General features: G+C 50.2%; 18 protein-coding genes. 11 read left to right on the forward strand and 7 right to left on the reverse strand.

From position 1 onward, the window contains the following. The first annotated feature begins 128 nt into the window (after positions 1-128). From SU32_RS11080 to SU32_RS11090, 3 genes are all read left to right on the forward strand, one after another. Complete coding sequence (locus SU32_RS11080) at positions 129-911, forward strand: ABC transporter substrate-binding protein (protein WP_053999432.1); 783 nt, start codon at positions 129-131, stop codon at positions 909-911. Positions 912-993: 82 nt separating this feature from the next. Continuing rightward, positions 994-1,701, forward strand: coding sequence for an ABC transporter permease (locus tag SU32_RS11085; RefSeq protein WP_053999433.1), 708 nt, complete (start codon positions 994-996; stop codon positions 1,699-1,701). Then, positions 1,698-2,531, forward strand: a complete 834-nt coding sequence (locus tag SU32_RS11090; RefSeq protein ID WP_053999434.1) for an ABC transporter permease — start codon at positions 1,698-1,700, stop codon at positions 2,529-2,531. The genes SU32_RS11085 and SU32_RS11090 overlap by 4 nt, the downstream gene beginning before the upstream one ends. Positions 2,532-2,552: 21 nt before the next feature. On the opposite strand, the gene SU32_RS11095 is transcribed toward SU32_RS11090, so the two are convergent. The 4 genes from SU32_RS11095 to SU32_RS11110 all read right to left on the reverse strand — a co-directional run bounded on the left by SU32_RS11095 (position 2,553) and on the right by SU32_RS11110 (position 4,926). Next, positions 2,553-3,026 (reverse strand): Lrp/AsnC family transcriptional regulator, encoded by a 474-nt coding sequence (locus SU32_RS11095; protein WP_053999435.1) that lies wholly within the window; start codon positions 3,024-3,026, stop codon positions 2,553-2,555. Between the two features lie 72 nt (positions 3,027-3,098). Beyond that, positions 3,099-3,701, reverse strand: a complete 603-nt coding sequence (locus tag SU32_RS11100) for a uracil-DNA glycosylase family protein (protein WP_053999436.1) — start codon at positions 3,699-3,701, stop codon at positions 3,099-3,101. Further along, positions 3,698-4,330: a glutathione S-transferase N-terminal domain-containing protein gene (locus tag SU32_RS11105; protein ID WP_053999437.1), complete on the reverse strand. Its 633-nt coding sequence runs from the start codon at positions 4,328-4,330 to the stop codon at positions 3,698-3,700. The genes SU32_RS11100 and SU32_RS11105 overlap by 4 nt, the downstream gene beginning before the upstream one ends. Then, entirely contained in the window at positions 4,327-4,926 is a 600-nt protein-coding gene (locus tag SU32_RS11110) for a thermonuclease family protein (protein WP_144421107.1), read from the reverse strand. Before SU32_RS11110 ends, SU32_RS11105 begins: the two co-directional genes overlap by 4 nt. A gap of 122 nt (positions 4,927-5,048) precedes the next feature. Between SU32_RS11110 and SU32_RS11115 the strand changes: the two genes are divergently transcribed. Next, positions 5,049-6,602: a sensor histidine kinase gene (locus tag SU32_RS11115; RefSeq protein WP_053999439.1), complete on the forward strand. Its 1,554-nt coding sequence runs from the start codon at positions 5,049-5,051 to the stop codon at positions 6,600-6,602. 13 nt (positions 6,603-6,615) lie between these two features. On the opposite strand, the gene cobT is transcribed toward SU32_RS11115, so the two are convergent. Further along, positions 6,616-7,638 carry a nicotinate-nucleotide--dimethylbenzimidazole phosphoribosyltransferase gene (cobT, locus tag SU32_RS11120; protein ID WP_053999440.1) on the reverse strand — a complete coding sequence of 341 codons (1,023 nt, stop codon included), beginning with the start codon at positions 7,636-7,638 and terminating at the stop codon, positions 6,616-6,618. A gap of 88 nt (positions 7,639-7,726) precedes the next feature. Between cobT and cobS the strand changes: the two genes are divergently transcribed. Both cobS and SU32_RS11130 read left to right on the forward strand, forming a co-directional pair. Then, the gene (cobS, locus tag SU32_RS11125; protein WP_053999441.1) at positions 7,727-8,524 is read left to right on the forward strand and encodes an adenosylcobinamide-GDP ribazoletransferase; all 798 of its coding nucleotides are present in this window, start codon (positions 7,727-7,729) and stop codon (positions 8,522-8,524) included. Between the two features lie 28 nt (positions 8,525-8,552). Next, positions 8,553-8,774, forward strand: coding sequence for a DUF1289 domain-containing protein (locus SU32_RS11130; RefSeq protein ID WP_053999442.1), 222 nt, complete (start codon positions 8,553-8,555; stop codon positions 8,772-8,774). Here the strand turns inward: SU32_RS11130 and SU32_RS11135 are convergent. Together SU32_RS11135 and dusA are read right to left on the reverse strand one after the other, a co-directional pair. Beyond that, the gene (locus tag SU32_RS11135; RefSeq protein ID WP_082376657.1) at positions 8,771-9,595 is read right to left on the reverse strand and encodes a sulfite exporter TauE/SafE family protein; all 825 of its coding nucleotides are present in this window, start codon (positions 9,593-9,595) and stop codon (positions 8,771-8,773) included. The genes SU32_RS11130 and SU32_RS11135 overlap by 4 nt on opposite strands. Before the next feature lie 26 nt (positions 9,596-9,621). Then, positions 9,622-10,659 carry a tRNA dihydrouridine(20/20a) synthase DusA gene (gene dusA, locus SU32_RS11140; protein ID WP_082376663.1) on the reverse strand — a complete coding sequence of 346 codons (1,038 nt, stop codon included), beginning with the start codon at positions 10,657-10,659 and terminating at the stop codon, positions 9,622-9,624. Between the two features lie 372 nt (positions 10,660-11,031). On the opposite strand from dusA, the gene SU32_RS11145 reads away from it, so the two are divergent. From SU32_RS11145 to SU32_RS11165, 5 genes are all read left to right on the forward strand, one after another. Beyond that, positions 11,032-12,021 carry a TRAP transporter substrate-binding protein gene (locus SU32_RS11145; protein WP_053999443.1) on the forward strand — a complete coding sequence of 330 codons (990 nt, stop codon included), beginning with the start codon at positions 11,032-11,034 and terminating at the stop codon, positions 12,019-12,021. Between the two features lie 79 nt (positions 12,022-12,100). After that, a complete protein-coding gene (locus SU32_RS11150; protein WP_053999474.1) occupies positions 12,101-12,631 on the forward strand; it encodes a TRAP transporter small permease in 531 nt (176 codons plus the stop codon). Positions 12,632-12,633: 2 nt separating this feature from the next. Further along, a complete protein-coding gene (locus tag SU32_RS11155) occupies positions 12,634-13,911 on the forward strand; it encodes a TRAP transporter large permease (protein ID WP_053999444.1) in 1,278 nt (425 codons plus the stop codon). Positions 13,912-13,924: 13 nt separating this feature from the next. Further along, on the forward strand, positions 13,925-14,671 hold the full coding sequence (locus SU32_RS11160; protein ID WP_201454935.1) for a ribonuclease activity regulator RraA: 747 nt from the start codon (positions 13,925-13,927) through the stop codon (positions 14,669-14,671). After that, positions 14,647-15,408 (forward strand): FadR/GntR family transcriptional regulator, encoded by a 762-nt coding sequence (locus SU32_RS11165; protein ID WP_053999445.1) that lies wholly within the window; start codon positions 14,647-14,649, stop codon positions 15,406-15,408. Before SU32_RS11160 ends, SU32_RS11165 begins: the two co-directional genes overlap by 25 nt. The last annotated feature ends 13 nt before the right edge of the window (positions 15,409-15,421 follow it).

The following is a 15,421-nucleotide window of genomic DNA, read 5'->3' on the forward strand; positions in this document are numbered from 1 at the left end:
CATTTTTTAACGACGCTCCAGATTTCCTGTTGCATTTCAACGTAAACTAATGGGAAGATCAAGTTCCTGAAAAATTGGGTGTAATTACGCTGCGGAAACAGCAGCGAACATAGTACAAGGGAAGAAAAATGCGTTTTACAAAAACAATTCTAACATCTGTTGCAGCAGTCGCGCTTTCAATCGGCGCAGCGCAAGCAGAAAGCCACTCCATGAAAATCAAGATTGGCACAGAAGGCGCCTACCCTCCATTCAACAACCTTGAAGCAGACGGCTCGCTCACCGGCTTTGACATCGACATCGCAAACGCACTTTGTGAGGAAATGAAGGCCGAATGTGAATTCGTAACAAGCGACTGGGACGGTATTATCCCTGCACTTCTTGCCGGTAAATTTGACGCCATCATCGCGTCCATGTCTATCACTGAAGAGCGCAAAGAAACTGTCGACTTTACAAACAAATACTACAACACGCCACCGGCCATTGCCGTACCTAAAGATTCCGACATTGCCGAAGCAACTGACGCTGCACTTGCTGGCAAAACACTCGGCGCGCAATCTTCAACAACGCACTCCAACTATGCTGAAGAAAAACTGGGCTCCGCAGAGCTGAAACTTTATCCGACGCCTGACGAATACAAACTCGATATTGCCAGCGGCCGTATCGATGGCGTGATCGACGATGTTGTTGTTCTCTCAGACTGGCTGGCAACAGAAGATGGCGCATGCTGTAAATTGCTCGGCACTTTGACACCTGATCCGGTAATCAACGGTGAAGGCGCGGGTATTGCAATCCGTAAGGGCGAAGATGAGCTTCGTGAAAAGTTCAACGAAGCCATTGTTGCGATCCGCGAATCCGGAAAATATGAAGAAATCAACGCAAAGTACTTTGATTTCGACGTTTACGGCGACTAATCATTCGCTTTAATTCAGGCTGCGGCGGGAGTGCGTTTACGCTTCCGCCGCTGTCATATCAACAAGTCGAAGGGACTGGGATTTGACGAGTTGGGAGCTACTCTCCTTTGGAGACACGGGCTGGGGTGATGAAATCGCCTCAGGTGTTGTCATTACAATATCTCTTGCACTGGCCACGCTTCCACTGGGATTGCTCATCGGATTTCTGGTTGCCTTGGCAAAACAGAGCCAGGAATGGTCGCTAAGAACCGCAGCGGATATATACACCACGATCTTTCGCGGCCTGCCTGAACTTCTGACATTGTTTCTTGTCTATTTCGGCATGCAAATTGCCGTCCAGCAAACCATTGCACTAATGGGACTGGACATATCCTTTGAATTCAATTCCTTCGTTGCCGGTATGATTGCGCTCGGATTGGTGTTTTCTTCCTATGCATCCGAAGTGTTTTTATCGGCATTCCGTGCAATACCCCAAGGGCAATATGAGGGCGGCTTTGCTCTAGGCATTCGCAAGAAAACCGTTATGCGGTTGATCATTTTCCCGCAACTTGTTCGTATCGCGTTGCCCGGTCTGGCAAATTTGTGGATGCTACTGCTGAAAGATACGGCGCTGGTTTCGGCTATCGGCTTGGCAGATATTGTGCGACAAACCGGCATTGCCGCGCGCGTTACAAAACAGGCATTCCTTTTTTACGGCGTTTCGTTCCTGCTCTTCTTAATTCTTGCGCTTCTTTCCTCAATCGTCATTGCCCGCATTGAAGCCTTTAGCGAGAAAGGTGACGCGCGATGAAATTTGTTGCTGCTGAAATCTTGCCCGATGAAACGCCGCCGCCCCCCCCACCGCGCCAATGGAACAATGCCCGCCTGACCGGCAATATTCTTATGCTGTTTTGGATGCTGGCGGGTATCGGTTTAGTCTGGTTTCTTTACTCTGCATGGAGCCCGGAAAAATTTGACCGGTACGGTATTAAATATTGGACCGGTCTGCAAACCACTTTGTCGCTGGTCGGAATTTCGATTGTTTTAGGTGCGATCATCTCGTTGCCGATTGCCTTTGGAAGGCTATCAAAAAATAAGATCATCGGCGCGCTGTCTTTCTCATATGTCTACATTTTCCGCGGCACGCCCCTGCTCGTTCAAGTGTTCCTGATCTATTATGGCTTGGGTACATTCAGGGCAGAGCTGGACGCTTTGGGCATCTGGATATTTTTCCGCGACGCATGGAATTGTGCGATTCTTGCGTTCACATTGAACACAGCCGCCTATCAGGCCGAAATTCTGCGCGGCGCCATTCAAAGTGTGCCTAAAGGGCAATGGGAAGGCGCGGATTCGCTTGGCATACCGCGCTGGAAAACGTTCCGGAAAATCATTCTGCCACAAGCCTTGATTGTGGCGCTTCGCCCCTATGGCAATGAAATTATCCTGATGATCAAGGGCTCGGCTATCGTCGCGCTTGTAACCGTGTACGACTTAATGGGCGAAACCCGCCGCGCCTATTCGCGTACTTTCGATTTCCAGATGTATATCTGGGCGGCGGTGTTCTATTTTGTCATTGTCGAAGCGCTGCGCAACATCTGGAACTGGCTCGAAAAACGCCTCACACGCCATCTCAAGCGTTAGGGCAATCCACCAAGAATTGCTCTAGCTTTTGTCGATCACCATATAATCCAGCGGCATTTCTGTCGTGTATTTGATCTGCTCCATTGCAAAGGTCGACGACACATCACGAATTTCAATTTTTGAAATCAGGCGCTTGTAAAAGGCATCGAAGGCTTCAATATCCGGCACCACGACGCGCAAGAGATAGTCGATCTCACCGCTCATCCTGTAAAATTCGACAACTTCGGGAAAGTCGCTAATGACCTCCGAAAAACGCTTTAGCCACTCTATCGAATGGGAATTGGTGCGGATGGATACAAAAACAGTAACACGCGCATTAACCGCCACAGGATCGAGAAGAGCAACGCGCTTGCGGATAACACCCTCATCTTCAAGTTTTTGAATTCGGCGCCAACATGGTGTGGTGGACAGGCCCACGGCCTTTGCAATGTCAGCCACAGAAGCAGTGGCATCTTCTTGCACCAATTTCAAAATTTTCCTATCAAGACGATCCATTAGGTATAACCTTCTAAAATGAAATGTATGAAAGCCATACATTAGAATTTAATTCCGTATCACAATAGAAAATCAAAGCAAGTCTTGCACACGTTTCTTCAGCACTGGCAAAATTTCTTTCGCAAACCACGGGTTGCGTTTCAGCCATCCTGAGTTGCGCCAGGAAGGATGCGGCAATGGCAATATGGCAGGCTTGCTGTCGATATATTCGCGCCACGCTTTCACCGTTTGCGTCATATTGGATTTGCGCTTTGCCCCTAGATGATAGGCTTGCGCATATTGCCCGATCACAAGAACAAGTTCGAACTGCGGCATGGATGAAAACACCTGATCATGCCAGTGCATGCGGCATTCCTTGCGCGGCGGAAGATCACTGCCATTTTTGTCATATCCGGGAAAACAGAACCCCATGGGAACAATGGCAAGTTTGTCCGGATTGTAAAAATCCTCCTCACTAATGCCCATCCAATCTCGTAAGCGGTCGCCTGAAGGATCGGTAAACGGCCGCCCTGATTTATGCACACGTATACCCGGCGCCTGACCGCAGACGCAGATACGTGCTTTGTGTGAGATCACGCAAACCGGATTGGGCTCATGGGGTAACGGCTCACCAATTGGCTCTTCCACGCAGATCCGGCAGGCTTTAATCCGGGCGCTTAGGCTATCAACACTCATAAGCTATAGCTTGGGCGCGCGCGTACTTCATCGATCCATCGGTAAAGATCAGTCAGCTTTTCATCATAGGAAATGCGCGCCACTTTTGAAAAATCAACGGCTATAATCGCGGTAATATCGGCAATCGTGAATGTATCGCCGCATATAAAACGGTGCTCTTTAAGCTGGTCATTAAGCAGTCCGGCAAAGCGAAAAGCTTTGGGCTTGTTGGCTTCGCCCCAGTCCTGAATTTGTGGTACTTCCCAATCTGTCATCGCAGGATGAATATGACGAAACGCTTGCGCGACCGGATAGAGAAATTGAAGCTCTATGCGCCGCTGCCACATTTCAACAAACGCTTGCCCCTTTGGTCCTTCACCAAAAAGTCCGCTACCAGGAAACAAAAGGTCGAAATACCGGCAGATTGCAACTGATTCAGTGAGAACACTGCCATCAGGCAACTGCAATAAAGGCAATTGTTTCAATGGATTGAGCGCAGAAATTGAATCACTTTTATGTTCGAGTGCGCCCATATCGACCGGTTTGACAGTCACGTGGATATCACATTCAGCCAGATACATGGCAACACGCCGCGGATTGGGCGCACGCCCGCCGTCAAAAAGCGTATGATCCGTCGCATCGATACTCATTCATTACTCTCCACGGTTGAAAACCAGTAACTTATCCTACGCCATAGCCCGTGCCAAATACGGCCCGATGGCCCGTCTGCCAAACCGCTATGGGTTGCACGCCAGTCCTGCGGGCGATCAAACTGGCCGCTCCACAGTCCGCGCTTTCCACGCCGCGCCACCTGCTCCTGCCAGCCATAACTGCCATATGAGACCGCCCACCCCGAAGCGACAAGCTGCGCGTTAAGATTGGTTTTGCCGACAAAGCACTCTGCCAGAAAACGACCATATTTATCCTTACCCTCCACATAACAGTCGGGCCTGTTATCGCCGATAAGCTTGCGTAAAAAATCACGGGCTTCGATGCCGCAGCGATAATCACCTTTTGCAGAACCGCATATTTGTCCTATTTCCGGCGCATCAATCCCCACAAGACGGATGCGCACATCTTCGTTTTGAAGACTGTCTCCGTCAACAACCTTAAATTCTGCGGACAACTGTTCCCGATTTTGATGCTCAAGCCAACTGGCAACAACAGCCATGACCGCAAACAGGGCCATGACCTTCAAATATCCAAATGCGCGCCACTTCTTGCGCCGTTTATATCGCTTGTTCAAATCACAAAACCTGAGAATCGAAGGGACTTGTTAACCCATTAGAAAGTATAAATTGGGCTCTGTGCAATGGCATTGCTGTGCGCAGGTGCGTTAGTTTTGTTCGATTGTGTTGTGTTGTTGAAATGATTTCCACGGAAAATCTGCCCGATAAAACCATTGTTGACCGTCGCAAGTCGGTGCGCAACCGTGACTTGCGCAATACGATGAAAAGAAATCGTGACAAACTCGCATCACAAAACATCGTTTCGCCGGAATATTCCCTCGATCTTTTAAAACTACACGCAAATGCAATCGTATCATCCGTGGTTGCAGTTCCCCTTCTGGTTGTTCTTGCATCCTTTGCAGGTTTTGCAATCGGGTTTGGTCCCGAGATTTTCATATGGGCCACCCTATCGTGTTTGATCTACTCTGTGATGGCATTGCTGTCGCGGCGCTTCTTAAATACCGGTAAGAAAGAAAACCGTAAGCTCTGGACGCGGATTTTCCTGATCGGCCATTTATTCGTCGGCCTATCCTGGGCGGCACTGACAATTATTCCCTGTACATCCTGCAGTGCGGAACCGGCCATATTTTACAAGGCAATCCTTTTGCTTATGGCAACATCGGCAACAGCAACAATTTGCTATACCTTGCCGATCACCATTGTGATTTCGTTCGCAATACCTGTTGTTGCATTTGGCGCACAATACGGCTCGCACCCAACAGGCATGTTAGCGACAGCATTGATATTTGCCGGCCTGCTGTTCTTTACCTTTGTCGCTGTCCGCCTTGAAAAAACATCGAAGTCCGGTCTGGCGTATCAAAATGAGAACCACTCTCTGGTCGCTGAACTTGAAATGGCCAAATCCATTTCCGATGAAGCGCGCCGCCGCGCCGAGGAGGCCAATCTAGCCAAATCGCGTTTCCTAGCCTCCATGAGCCACGAGTTACGCACGCCGCTCAATGCGATTCTGGGCTTTTCAGAAACCATGAGCGCGGAGATATTGGGGCCTCTTGGCAATGAGACGTACAAAACCTATGCGCAGGACATTCATAATTCCGGTGAGCACCTTTTAAATCTCATCAACGAGATACTGGATTTAAGCCGCGTTGAAGCCGGAAAATATGAAATCAAGGAAGAAACGCTGCGGTTAACGGATATTGCTGAAGACTGTATGGCCCTCATCCGAATGAAGGCAGACCAGAAAAGCATCAAAATCGAGCCCAATTTCCAAAGCGGTCTACCGCGGGTATTGGCAGATGAACGGGCAATGCGTCAGGTATTGCTGAACACGCTTTCCAATGCGGTTAAATTCACGCCATCGGGCGGCACCATTAAACTGCTGGTCGGTTGGACCCAGTCCGGCGGACAATATATGTCCGTTGTAGATAATGGTCCGGGTATTCCCGAAGAAGAAATCCCCGTTGTTCTCTCAGCTTTTGGGCAAGGCTCAATCGCTATCAAAAACGCAGAACAAGGCACAGGCCTCGGTCTGCCGATTGTTCAGGCGTTGCTGGCAATGCATGGCGGCAAGCTGGAGTTGCGCTCGAAGCTGCGTGAAGGCACTAAGGCTATTGCAATCCTCCCACGCTCGCGGGTGCTGCATGAACTGCCTGCAGAACCGGTGGCAAGCCGCACACAAACAAAACGGTCAGGCCTTCAGGAGCGGCGCAGTAAAGTACGCTCGACCGCCTGATAACATAAAACCGCTAGGCTTTATCGCTCACACCGGCCTGTTCAAACGTTGCCATGCCGCTATGGCACTGGGCGGCAGCTTTCACGATCCCTGCGGCAAGCGCGGCTCCTGTGCCCTCCCCAAGACGCATATCCAGATCAAGAATTGGCTTCTTACCAAGCTTATCGATGACACGCCTGTGTGCCTGCTCTGCGGAAACATGGCCCATTTGACAGTGGTCCAATGCGTCAGGTGAAGCGGCATGTAAAATGGCAGCTGCCGACGTTGCCACAAAACCGTCAATGATTACCGGAATGCGCTCGACCCGCGCGGCAAGAATTGCACCGGCCATGGCTGCAATCTCGCGGCCACCCAAGCGGCGCATAACTTCAAACGGGTCTTTCAGGTGGTCTTTGTGCAGTTCGACGGCTTTGCGGATCACATCGGCTTTTAGAGCAATTCCCTCCGCACTGTGGCCGGTTCCAGCGCCTACCCAATCCTCTGCCTTACCGCCATAGAGTGCGTAATAAATCGCAGAGGCGATCGTCGTATTGCCAATTCCCATCTCGCCAATGCACAGAAGATCGGTGCCACCAGCAATGCTTTCCATGCCGAAAGCCATTGTCGCAGCACAAGTACGCTCATCCATGGCCGCTTCTTGCGTGATATCAGCTGTTGGAAAATCTAGCGCCAAATCAAAAACTTTAAGACCAAGATCGTGCGCGATACATATCTGGTTGATCGCTGCGCCGCCCGCCGCAAAGTTTTCCACCATTTGCGCAGTAACCGTAGGCGGGAACGGCGACACGCCTTGCGCGGTGACACCATGATTACCGGCAAAAACAGCCACAAGAGGACGTGTGACAGCCGGTGCGCGGCCGGTCCATTCAGCCAACCATACCGCAAGTTCTTCCAACCGGCCCAGTGATCCGGCAGGCTTTGTCAAAACCGCATCACGTTGGCGCACAGCTTCGCCAGCCTCAAACGCTGGTTTTGGCAAATCGCGAACAAGAGCGCGAAAGTCATCAAAAGGTAATCCTGTAGTCACGAAAGCCATCCATGTGAAAGTGTGGTTATTGTATTCCGATTAGCCTATAGCTTTAGTCAACTAAAGCCCCATTTGCTCCAAGATTGTCGCAGTAAAGATGAAATTGAACACACCCATTGCAGAAACAGCCCGCGCTCTTGCCTTTTTGACTCGGCTGCCGGTGCCCAACAGTTATTTTGAGGATGGCTCACACGATGAAGCAATGCAAAGCGCCGGTTATTATCCGGCGGCAGGAATTGTGATTGGTCTGTTCGGCGGCGCGGCTCTTGTGATCACCGGTCTATTGCATATACCGCCAAGTCTTTCGGCTGCCATTGCAATCATAACAGTTATTATTTTGACCGGCGCTCTGCACGAAGATGGTCTGGGCGACATTGCAGACGGATTTGGCGGCGGCGCAAACAAAGAACGCCGCCTGGAAATCATGAAAGATTCCCGGCTCGGCACATACGGTGTCATTGCTGTTATATCCTCCTTGCTGCTTCGCGTGACTGCGCTTGCCGCCATTCTACAGGCCTCAGGTATCATCGCCGCATGTTTTGCGATGATTGCCACCAACGCAGCATCACGCGGTGCGATGGTCTGGATGTGGTCCGATTTACCATCCGCCCGAATAGACGGTGTGTCCGGCCGGTTGGGCAAACCGCACGAAAACGCTGTCTCAATCGCAGCTATTACCGGCCTTGGCAGCGCGTTGATATTTGGTGTTTTGGGCAGCGGCTTTATTGCCGCAACCATCGCAATCGCACTTTCCGTCACCATTATGATCGGATTTCAAAAACTATGTTTGAAAATGATTGGCGGTCAAACCGGTGATACGCTTGGCGCATGCCAACAGCTTGTCGAAACCACGATGCTCATCGGCCTTGCGATCACATTTGCAATCACTATGTAAGAATGAAGACGAACTAAAGCGGATTACGATGGAATCGCCCTGCATCCTTCTATGCTCGATTGATATGAAAAGCGGCCATTGTTTTGGCTGCGGGCGAACGCGCGACGAAATAGCGGCATGGACAATGTATACCGATGAACGCCGCAAAGAGATCATGCAGGAATTACCGGCACGTGTTGCGAAACTTGAAACACGGCCGCGACGCGTCACAAAACGCCGCGCGATGAAATCCAATGCGAAAAATGATTAAACAACGCTGTATATAAAGCGCGCGGCAACAATCAGCAAAAATATTCCGAACCCGATCTCAAGGTGTCTTTTCTTAAGGCGATGGGCAACATTGGCCCCGAACGGTGCCATATAAAGCGTGATGGGGATAATCAAAAAAACACCGATCCAATTCACATAGCCTGTTGAAAATGGCGGCAAACCCGCCTCACCCCATCCGGCCCAGATCGCGCCAAACAAGCCCGGCACCGAAATCAGCACACCGGTTCCCGCAGATGTGGCAACCGCCTGATGAATAGACCGGCCGTAAAGCGTCATGAACGTATTGTTTAATACACCGCCGCCAATGCCCATCAGCATCGATAAGAGACCGATGACGACACCGGCAAACCAGCGGATTGGGCCTGTTGGAATATCGCTGCCAAGCTGCCAGCTTTCACGGTGCAGAATGAGCCGTAATCCGACAACGGTAGCAATACCGGCAAAAACAAAACGCAATTCCGTGGATGATATACTGGCAATTACCAACGTGCCGAGAAGTACGCCGATGGGAACCCAAATAATGAATGACTTGAACACATCCATGGCAACCGCACCCTTTTTATAATGGGCCGAAAAAGACCGTAAGGATGTCGGAACAATAATGGCCAGGGAGGTACCAACTGCCAGATGCATACGCACAGCATCGTCAATACCAGCCACACCAAAGGCAAAGAAGAATACCGGCACAAGAATGGCACCGCCGCCAATACCAAACAAGCCAGCAAGAAATCCGGCAACCACACCGGAAACAGCAACAACGCCGGCCAAGCCGGCAATAAGTGTCCAATCCAAACCGGCCAAAACGCCTCCAATCTCAGGCGCTTAACTTATGCTGCCTGAGAAGGGTCTAGTGCATTGGCTGTATCTTTGCCAAGCCCATCGCGGACAATATCAAACGCATCGCGCAAAACGAGGCTCGACGCATCCGGCTTGACGGATTCATTAGATAGAATTTGCCTGAAACGGCGCGCACCGGCGACCCCCGGAAACAGTCCCACCATGTGCCGTGTGATATGGTTGACCCTTATACCGCTATCACCTGCAATTTGCCGGTCAATATAATCGCACATCACATCGATAAGATTTGCCGCGTCGAAATTGGTACTTTCATCACCGTAAACCAGCGGGTCAACTTTGGTCAGACAAAGCGGATTTTGGTACGCCGCGCGGCCAAGCATGATACCATCCAGAACAATATCTTCGCCTTTTGCCGATTCAATACCATGAATCACATTCTCAAGTCCGCCGTTCAACCCGATGAAACGATTCGGGTTTTCCTTTTTGAGTTGATGCACCCGTCCATAATCCAGAGGCGGCACATCGCGGTTTTCTTTCGGGCTTAACCCTTCAAGCCAAGCCTTCCGCGCATGTACCCAAAGCGCATCACTACCAGCCGCCCAAGACTTTTGAGCCAGCGTATCAAGCGCTATTTTTGTATCCTGCTCATCAACACCGATACGGCACTTTACCGTGACCGGAATATCGACTGCCTGCTTCATCGCTTCAACGCACCGCGCCACAAGATCCGGCTCACGCATGAGGCAAGCGCCAAATGTGCCGGACTGCACACGGTCCGACGGACAGCCAACATTCATGTTGATTTCAACATAGCCGAAGTCAGCGCAAATACGTGCAGCTTCCGCCATTTTTTCCGGCTCGCTACCGCCGATCTGAACAGCCACAGGATGCTCGGCCTTTTCAAAACCGAGCAAACGCTCGCGGTTGCCATGAATAACCGCGTCCGCAACCACCATTTCAGTGTAAAGCAATGCATGTTTGGTCAACTGGCGGTGGAAAAACCGGCAATGCCGGTCCGTCCAATCCATCATAGGCGCGATAGCAAATATCTGTTCTGAATTTTTCAATGCAATATTATTTGTTCGGATCAATCATATCAAAAGCAACTTCAGCCAAGCTGCTACTGTTTTGCAAAACTACATATTAAAAGCAATATCACAAACGCTCGCGTCGCAGTAGGTCGAACATATCTTAGGCGTCAACAGACAAGTTCGAATTTTGTAGCTCGCGTTCATTTTCAAAAACAATTCGCACAATTTTACCCGCAGCGAGGCACTAGCTTAAAGCCGCTGCTTTTAAAGGGACGGAGCGCGACAAGAAATGTTCTGCTCATACCTTTTGCACGACCTCATTGATGATAAATACAAAAAACAACTTGTAAAAAGTTGTAAACTAGATATATGGTCTTTGTTACAAATATAAACGACTAGGAGGATCGCATGTTTGTAACCCAATCGAAATTTATCAAAGCAGCAGCGCTTGCAGTAGGACTGAGCCTACCGGCACTATCGGCACAGGCTATCGAACTTCGGGGATGGAATATTCACGTTGAAGACTATCCGGTCTCCATCGCGATGGAATCGTTCATGAAAGAAGTTACCGAGAAGACAAACGGTGAAATAACCGGCAAGACCTACCACAACGGTCAGCTGGGCAGCCAGCCTGACGCGATTGAGCAAATCCGTCTGGGCGCGATTGATTTTGGTGAGTTCAGCCTTGGACCGATGGGGCAGGCGATACCGGAAACCAATGTTGTCTCGTTGCCATTTATCTTCAAAAGTATTCCGCAAATGTACGAACTGATGGATGGTGCGGCTGGTGAAGCCATCGGAAAAGGTATGGAGGCGAAAGGTATCGTGCCACTTGGCTGGTATGATGCAGGCGCGCGTTCATTCTACAATTCCATTCGTCCTATTACGTCGACCGAAGATGTAAAGGGCATGAAAGTGCGTGTTATGAGCAACGATTTGTTCGTTGGCATGGTCGAAGCAATGGGCGGTAATGCAACGCCTATGGCGTTTGCCGAGGTGTTTCAATCACTGAAAACCAATGTCATTGACGGCGCGGAAAATAACCCGCCATCATATGAGTCCACCAACCATTACGAAGTAGCAAAATATTACTCCCTGACCGAACATCTGATCATTCCGGAATGTCTGTGCATGTCTAAAAAGACATGGGACAAGCTGACACCGGAACAGCAGAAGATCGTGAAAGAAGCTGGCCGTAAAAGTGCCGATCTACAGCGCGAACTGTGGGCCGAGCGTGAAAAGGCAAGCATGGAAAAGGTAAAAGCCGGTGGTGTGGAAGTTAATGAAATCGCTGACAAAGCACCGTTTCAAGCTGCAATGGCACCGGTCTACGACCAGTTTCTGGAAGCCAACCCTGAACTGACTGACCTTGTCGATCTAATCCGCAATGCTGATTGATAAATACTGACCGTTTCGCCCGGTCTTCTCCTGAAAGACCGGGCGTTTCCAATTTACAGCAATTTTGAAAGATGAAGAGATGGCCGATCGCACGTTGATTATTGCCAGAGCCGAAAGTGTGCTCGCTAAAATCAGTTCTGCTTGCATTATTGTTGCATCATGCGCTTTGGTCGTTTTGATCGTTACATTTGGATGGCTTGTCTTTGGCCGCTATGTCCTCAATGTAACCCCGACATGGGTCGAGCAACTGGCTCTTGTTCTTATAGGTTACATAGCATTTCTTGGCGCCGCGGCGGGCGTTTATGATGACAGTCACCTGGGCGTCACGATGTTTCGCGATGCCGCTGGAGAGCGCATCCGCACAGTTATTATGGTCATCGTTGACATTGTGCTCGCTATTTTTGGCGTTGTCATGTTTCTGGCAGGTCTCGAATTGGTGAAGTTCGGTTGGGATACTAATCTGCCAATGCTCAACGTGCCCGAAAGTGTCCGCACATTTTCTATGGTGTGCTGCGGCGGACTGATGACCCTTTTTGTTACCGCGCGCATAATCATTCGAATTTCAAAGTTCTCACAACCGGCTAACGCCGAACTTGAAGAAGGGCGTTAATTATGGGCCTCGCAATACTTTTAGGTGTCTTTGCAATTAGCGTCGTTCTGGGGATGCCCGTTGCCTTTGCAATGGGGATCGCCGCAGCTTCGGCTTTCTGGTTTGAAGGCTTTCCAATGCTGATCACCTTTCAGCGCGCAATGGCCGGTGTCACAGTCTTTTCGCTCCTTGCTATCCCATTTTTCATCTTTGCGGGTGAAATCATGCTTCACGGCGGCATTGCGCAGCGTCTGGTACGATTTGCCTCCGCTCTGGTCGGCCACATCAAAGGCGGACTGGCAATGGTCAACATCTTTTCCAGTATGATGTTTGGCGGCATATCCGGCTCTGCAATCGCCGACATTTCTTCGCTCGGCTCATTGCTCATTCCGGTCATGAAGGAACGTGGCTATCGGCCAGAATATGCGGTGAATGTCACCGTGACATCTTCAATCGCAGGCATCGTTATTCCGCCAAGTCATAATATGATTATTTTCGCAGTTGCAGCAGGCGGTGGCATTTCCGTTTCCAAGCTGTTTTTGGCAGGTGTTCTGCCGGGCATTCTAATGTGTGTATGTCTGGCCATTGCCGCATATATTCTCGCTGTAAAACATAAATACCCTGCAGAGCCTTATCCAGGCCATGCCGCAGTTGCGCGCACTGCACTTGATGCTGTTCCAGGGCTAATCACGGCGGTGATCATTGTAGGCGGCACGTTGTCGGGTGTCTTCACAGTTACAGAATCTGGTGCATTCGGGGCGATATATGCATTGCTGTTGACCACATTCTACTATCGCAGTCTGTCCTTTAAAGGGTTTATGATCGCGGTAACGTCGTCTGTGCGCACCACTGCGATGGTTATGATCCTGATTGCCTTCGCCAGCTCTTTCGCCTATCTGCTCGCTCTCTATCAGGTCCCTGCCTTGCTGAGTTCTCTGCTGGTTTCCATTTCGGAAAATCCGATCGTCATCCTTCTCATGATCAATATCATCTTGCTTTTGCTCGGCATGATTATGGATATGGCTGCATTGATTTTGATTTGCACACCTATCTTCCTGCCTATCGCTAAAAGTCTTGGCATGGCGCCTGAGCATTTCGGCATCATGTTGCTGATAAATCTGGGCCTTGGGCTTTGTACACCGCCAGTTGGCACTTGTCTGTTTGTTGGCTGCGCAGTTGGCAAAATCCGCATCGAAGACGCTGTCCGCACGATCTGGCCGTTCTATCTGGCGATACTGGCTGCGCTGCTTCTGGTAACTTATGTACCTGGATTTTCAATGTGGCTGCCTGGGCTGTTTTAAGATGGAAAGACAGATGAGCAATAAATCAGCACACGTTAATCCAGACGCCGCTATTTCTAATGATAGTTACGAGCTTCTAAAGCACGTAAGCACCGCGACCTTAACCACAGTCCTGTTTAAACATGGTTTGAAAAACGTATTTCTTCAAGGGCCAAGAAGATTGTCGGCGGGTGAAAATATGGTCGGCTTTGCTTATACGCTTCGCTATATTCCCGCCCGTGAAGACATGGATGTGTTGGCCTCTTTTGAAGACCGCAACAATTTGCAACGCAAAGGCATCGAAGAGTGCCCCGAAGGCGCCATCTTTGTTATCGACGCCCGTGGAGACGCAACCGCCGCCTCAGCTGGCAGTATTCTTGCAACAAGGCTGCAATCCTTGGGGTGCGCCGGTATTGTAACCGATGGCGGTTTTCGGGATTCCCCCGACATCGCAGGCCTCAATATGCCCGCATACCATACACGCCCGAGTGCGCCGACAAACCTCACCAAGCACCACGCGATCGGTCTTAATGAGGCCATTGCCTGTGGCGGCGTATCCGTGTTTCCGGGCGATACGATTGTCGGAGACAATGAAGGCGTTGTGTGCATTCCCCTGCACCTTACAGATCAAGTGGCAAAGCAGGCCGCGGAAATGACAGTGTTTGAAGACTATGTGATGGAGATGGTAAGAAGCGGAGCATCCACTTACGGATTGTATCCGCCCACCAACAAACAAACAGCAGAAGACTTTGCGACATGGCGACAAACAAACAATCGATAGCACGTTCAGTCATTAATACTGAAAATGGCTCCGAGCGCATTGTTCAGGATGGAACACTGGCCGATAGAGCCTATGAACGCATTCTGACGATGATACTTGATGGCAGCATCCCCGTTGGCGAAAAAATGCCTTCGGAAAATGACTTGTGTAAAACGCTTGATGTATCACGCCCGGTCTTGCGTCAGGCGCTCAAGCAGCTGCGAAGTGACGATGTCATCGTATCACGTCAGGGATCAGGTTCCTACGTCATTCGCAAACCGGAAAAAGCTGCGCTGGATTTCGCTCCTGTCGGGTCCATTGCCGATATTCAGCGTACCTTCGAATTTCGTGCCGCGATTGAAGGCGAAGCTGCTTATCTGGCCGCACTTCGCAGAACTGACGCTGATCTAAACCGTTTAAAATCCATTTTACAGGAATTGGACCGCTGCATTCAACAAGGTGAACTTGGCGTCGTGGCCGATGAGGAATTTCACATGGCAATATGCGAAACATCGACCAACCCGTATTTTACCGCAGCGCGGGCTTCAATGGAAACCAATATTCTGACCGGCATGAATTTGACGCGTAATCTCTCGCTCACAAAACCGCGCGAACGTCTCGAATTGGTTCAGGCAGAGCATTACGCGATATTCAAAGCCATCAGTGACAAGGATGCAGCCGCATCGAGAGCAGCAATGCGTGCCCATGTTGAAAACGCCAGAAAACGCGTTTTCGAGGGCGACACCCCTGCCGATTAACAGTCGGCATTTA

The sequence above is a fragment of the Ahrensia marina genome (assembly GCF_001293565.1).
Lineage (GTDB): Bacteria > Pseudomonadota > Alphaproteobacteria > Rhizobiales > Rhizobiaceae > Ahrensia > Ahrensia marina.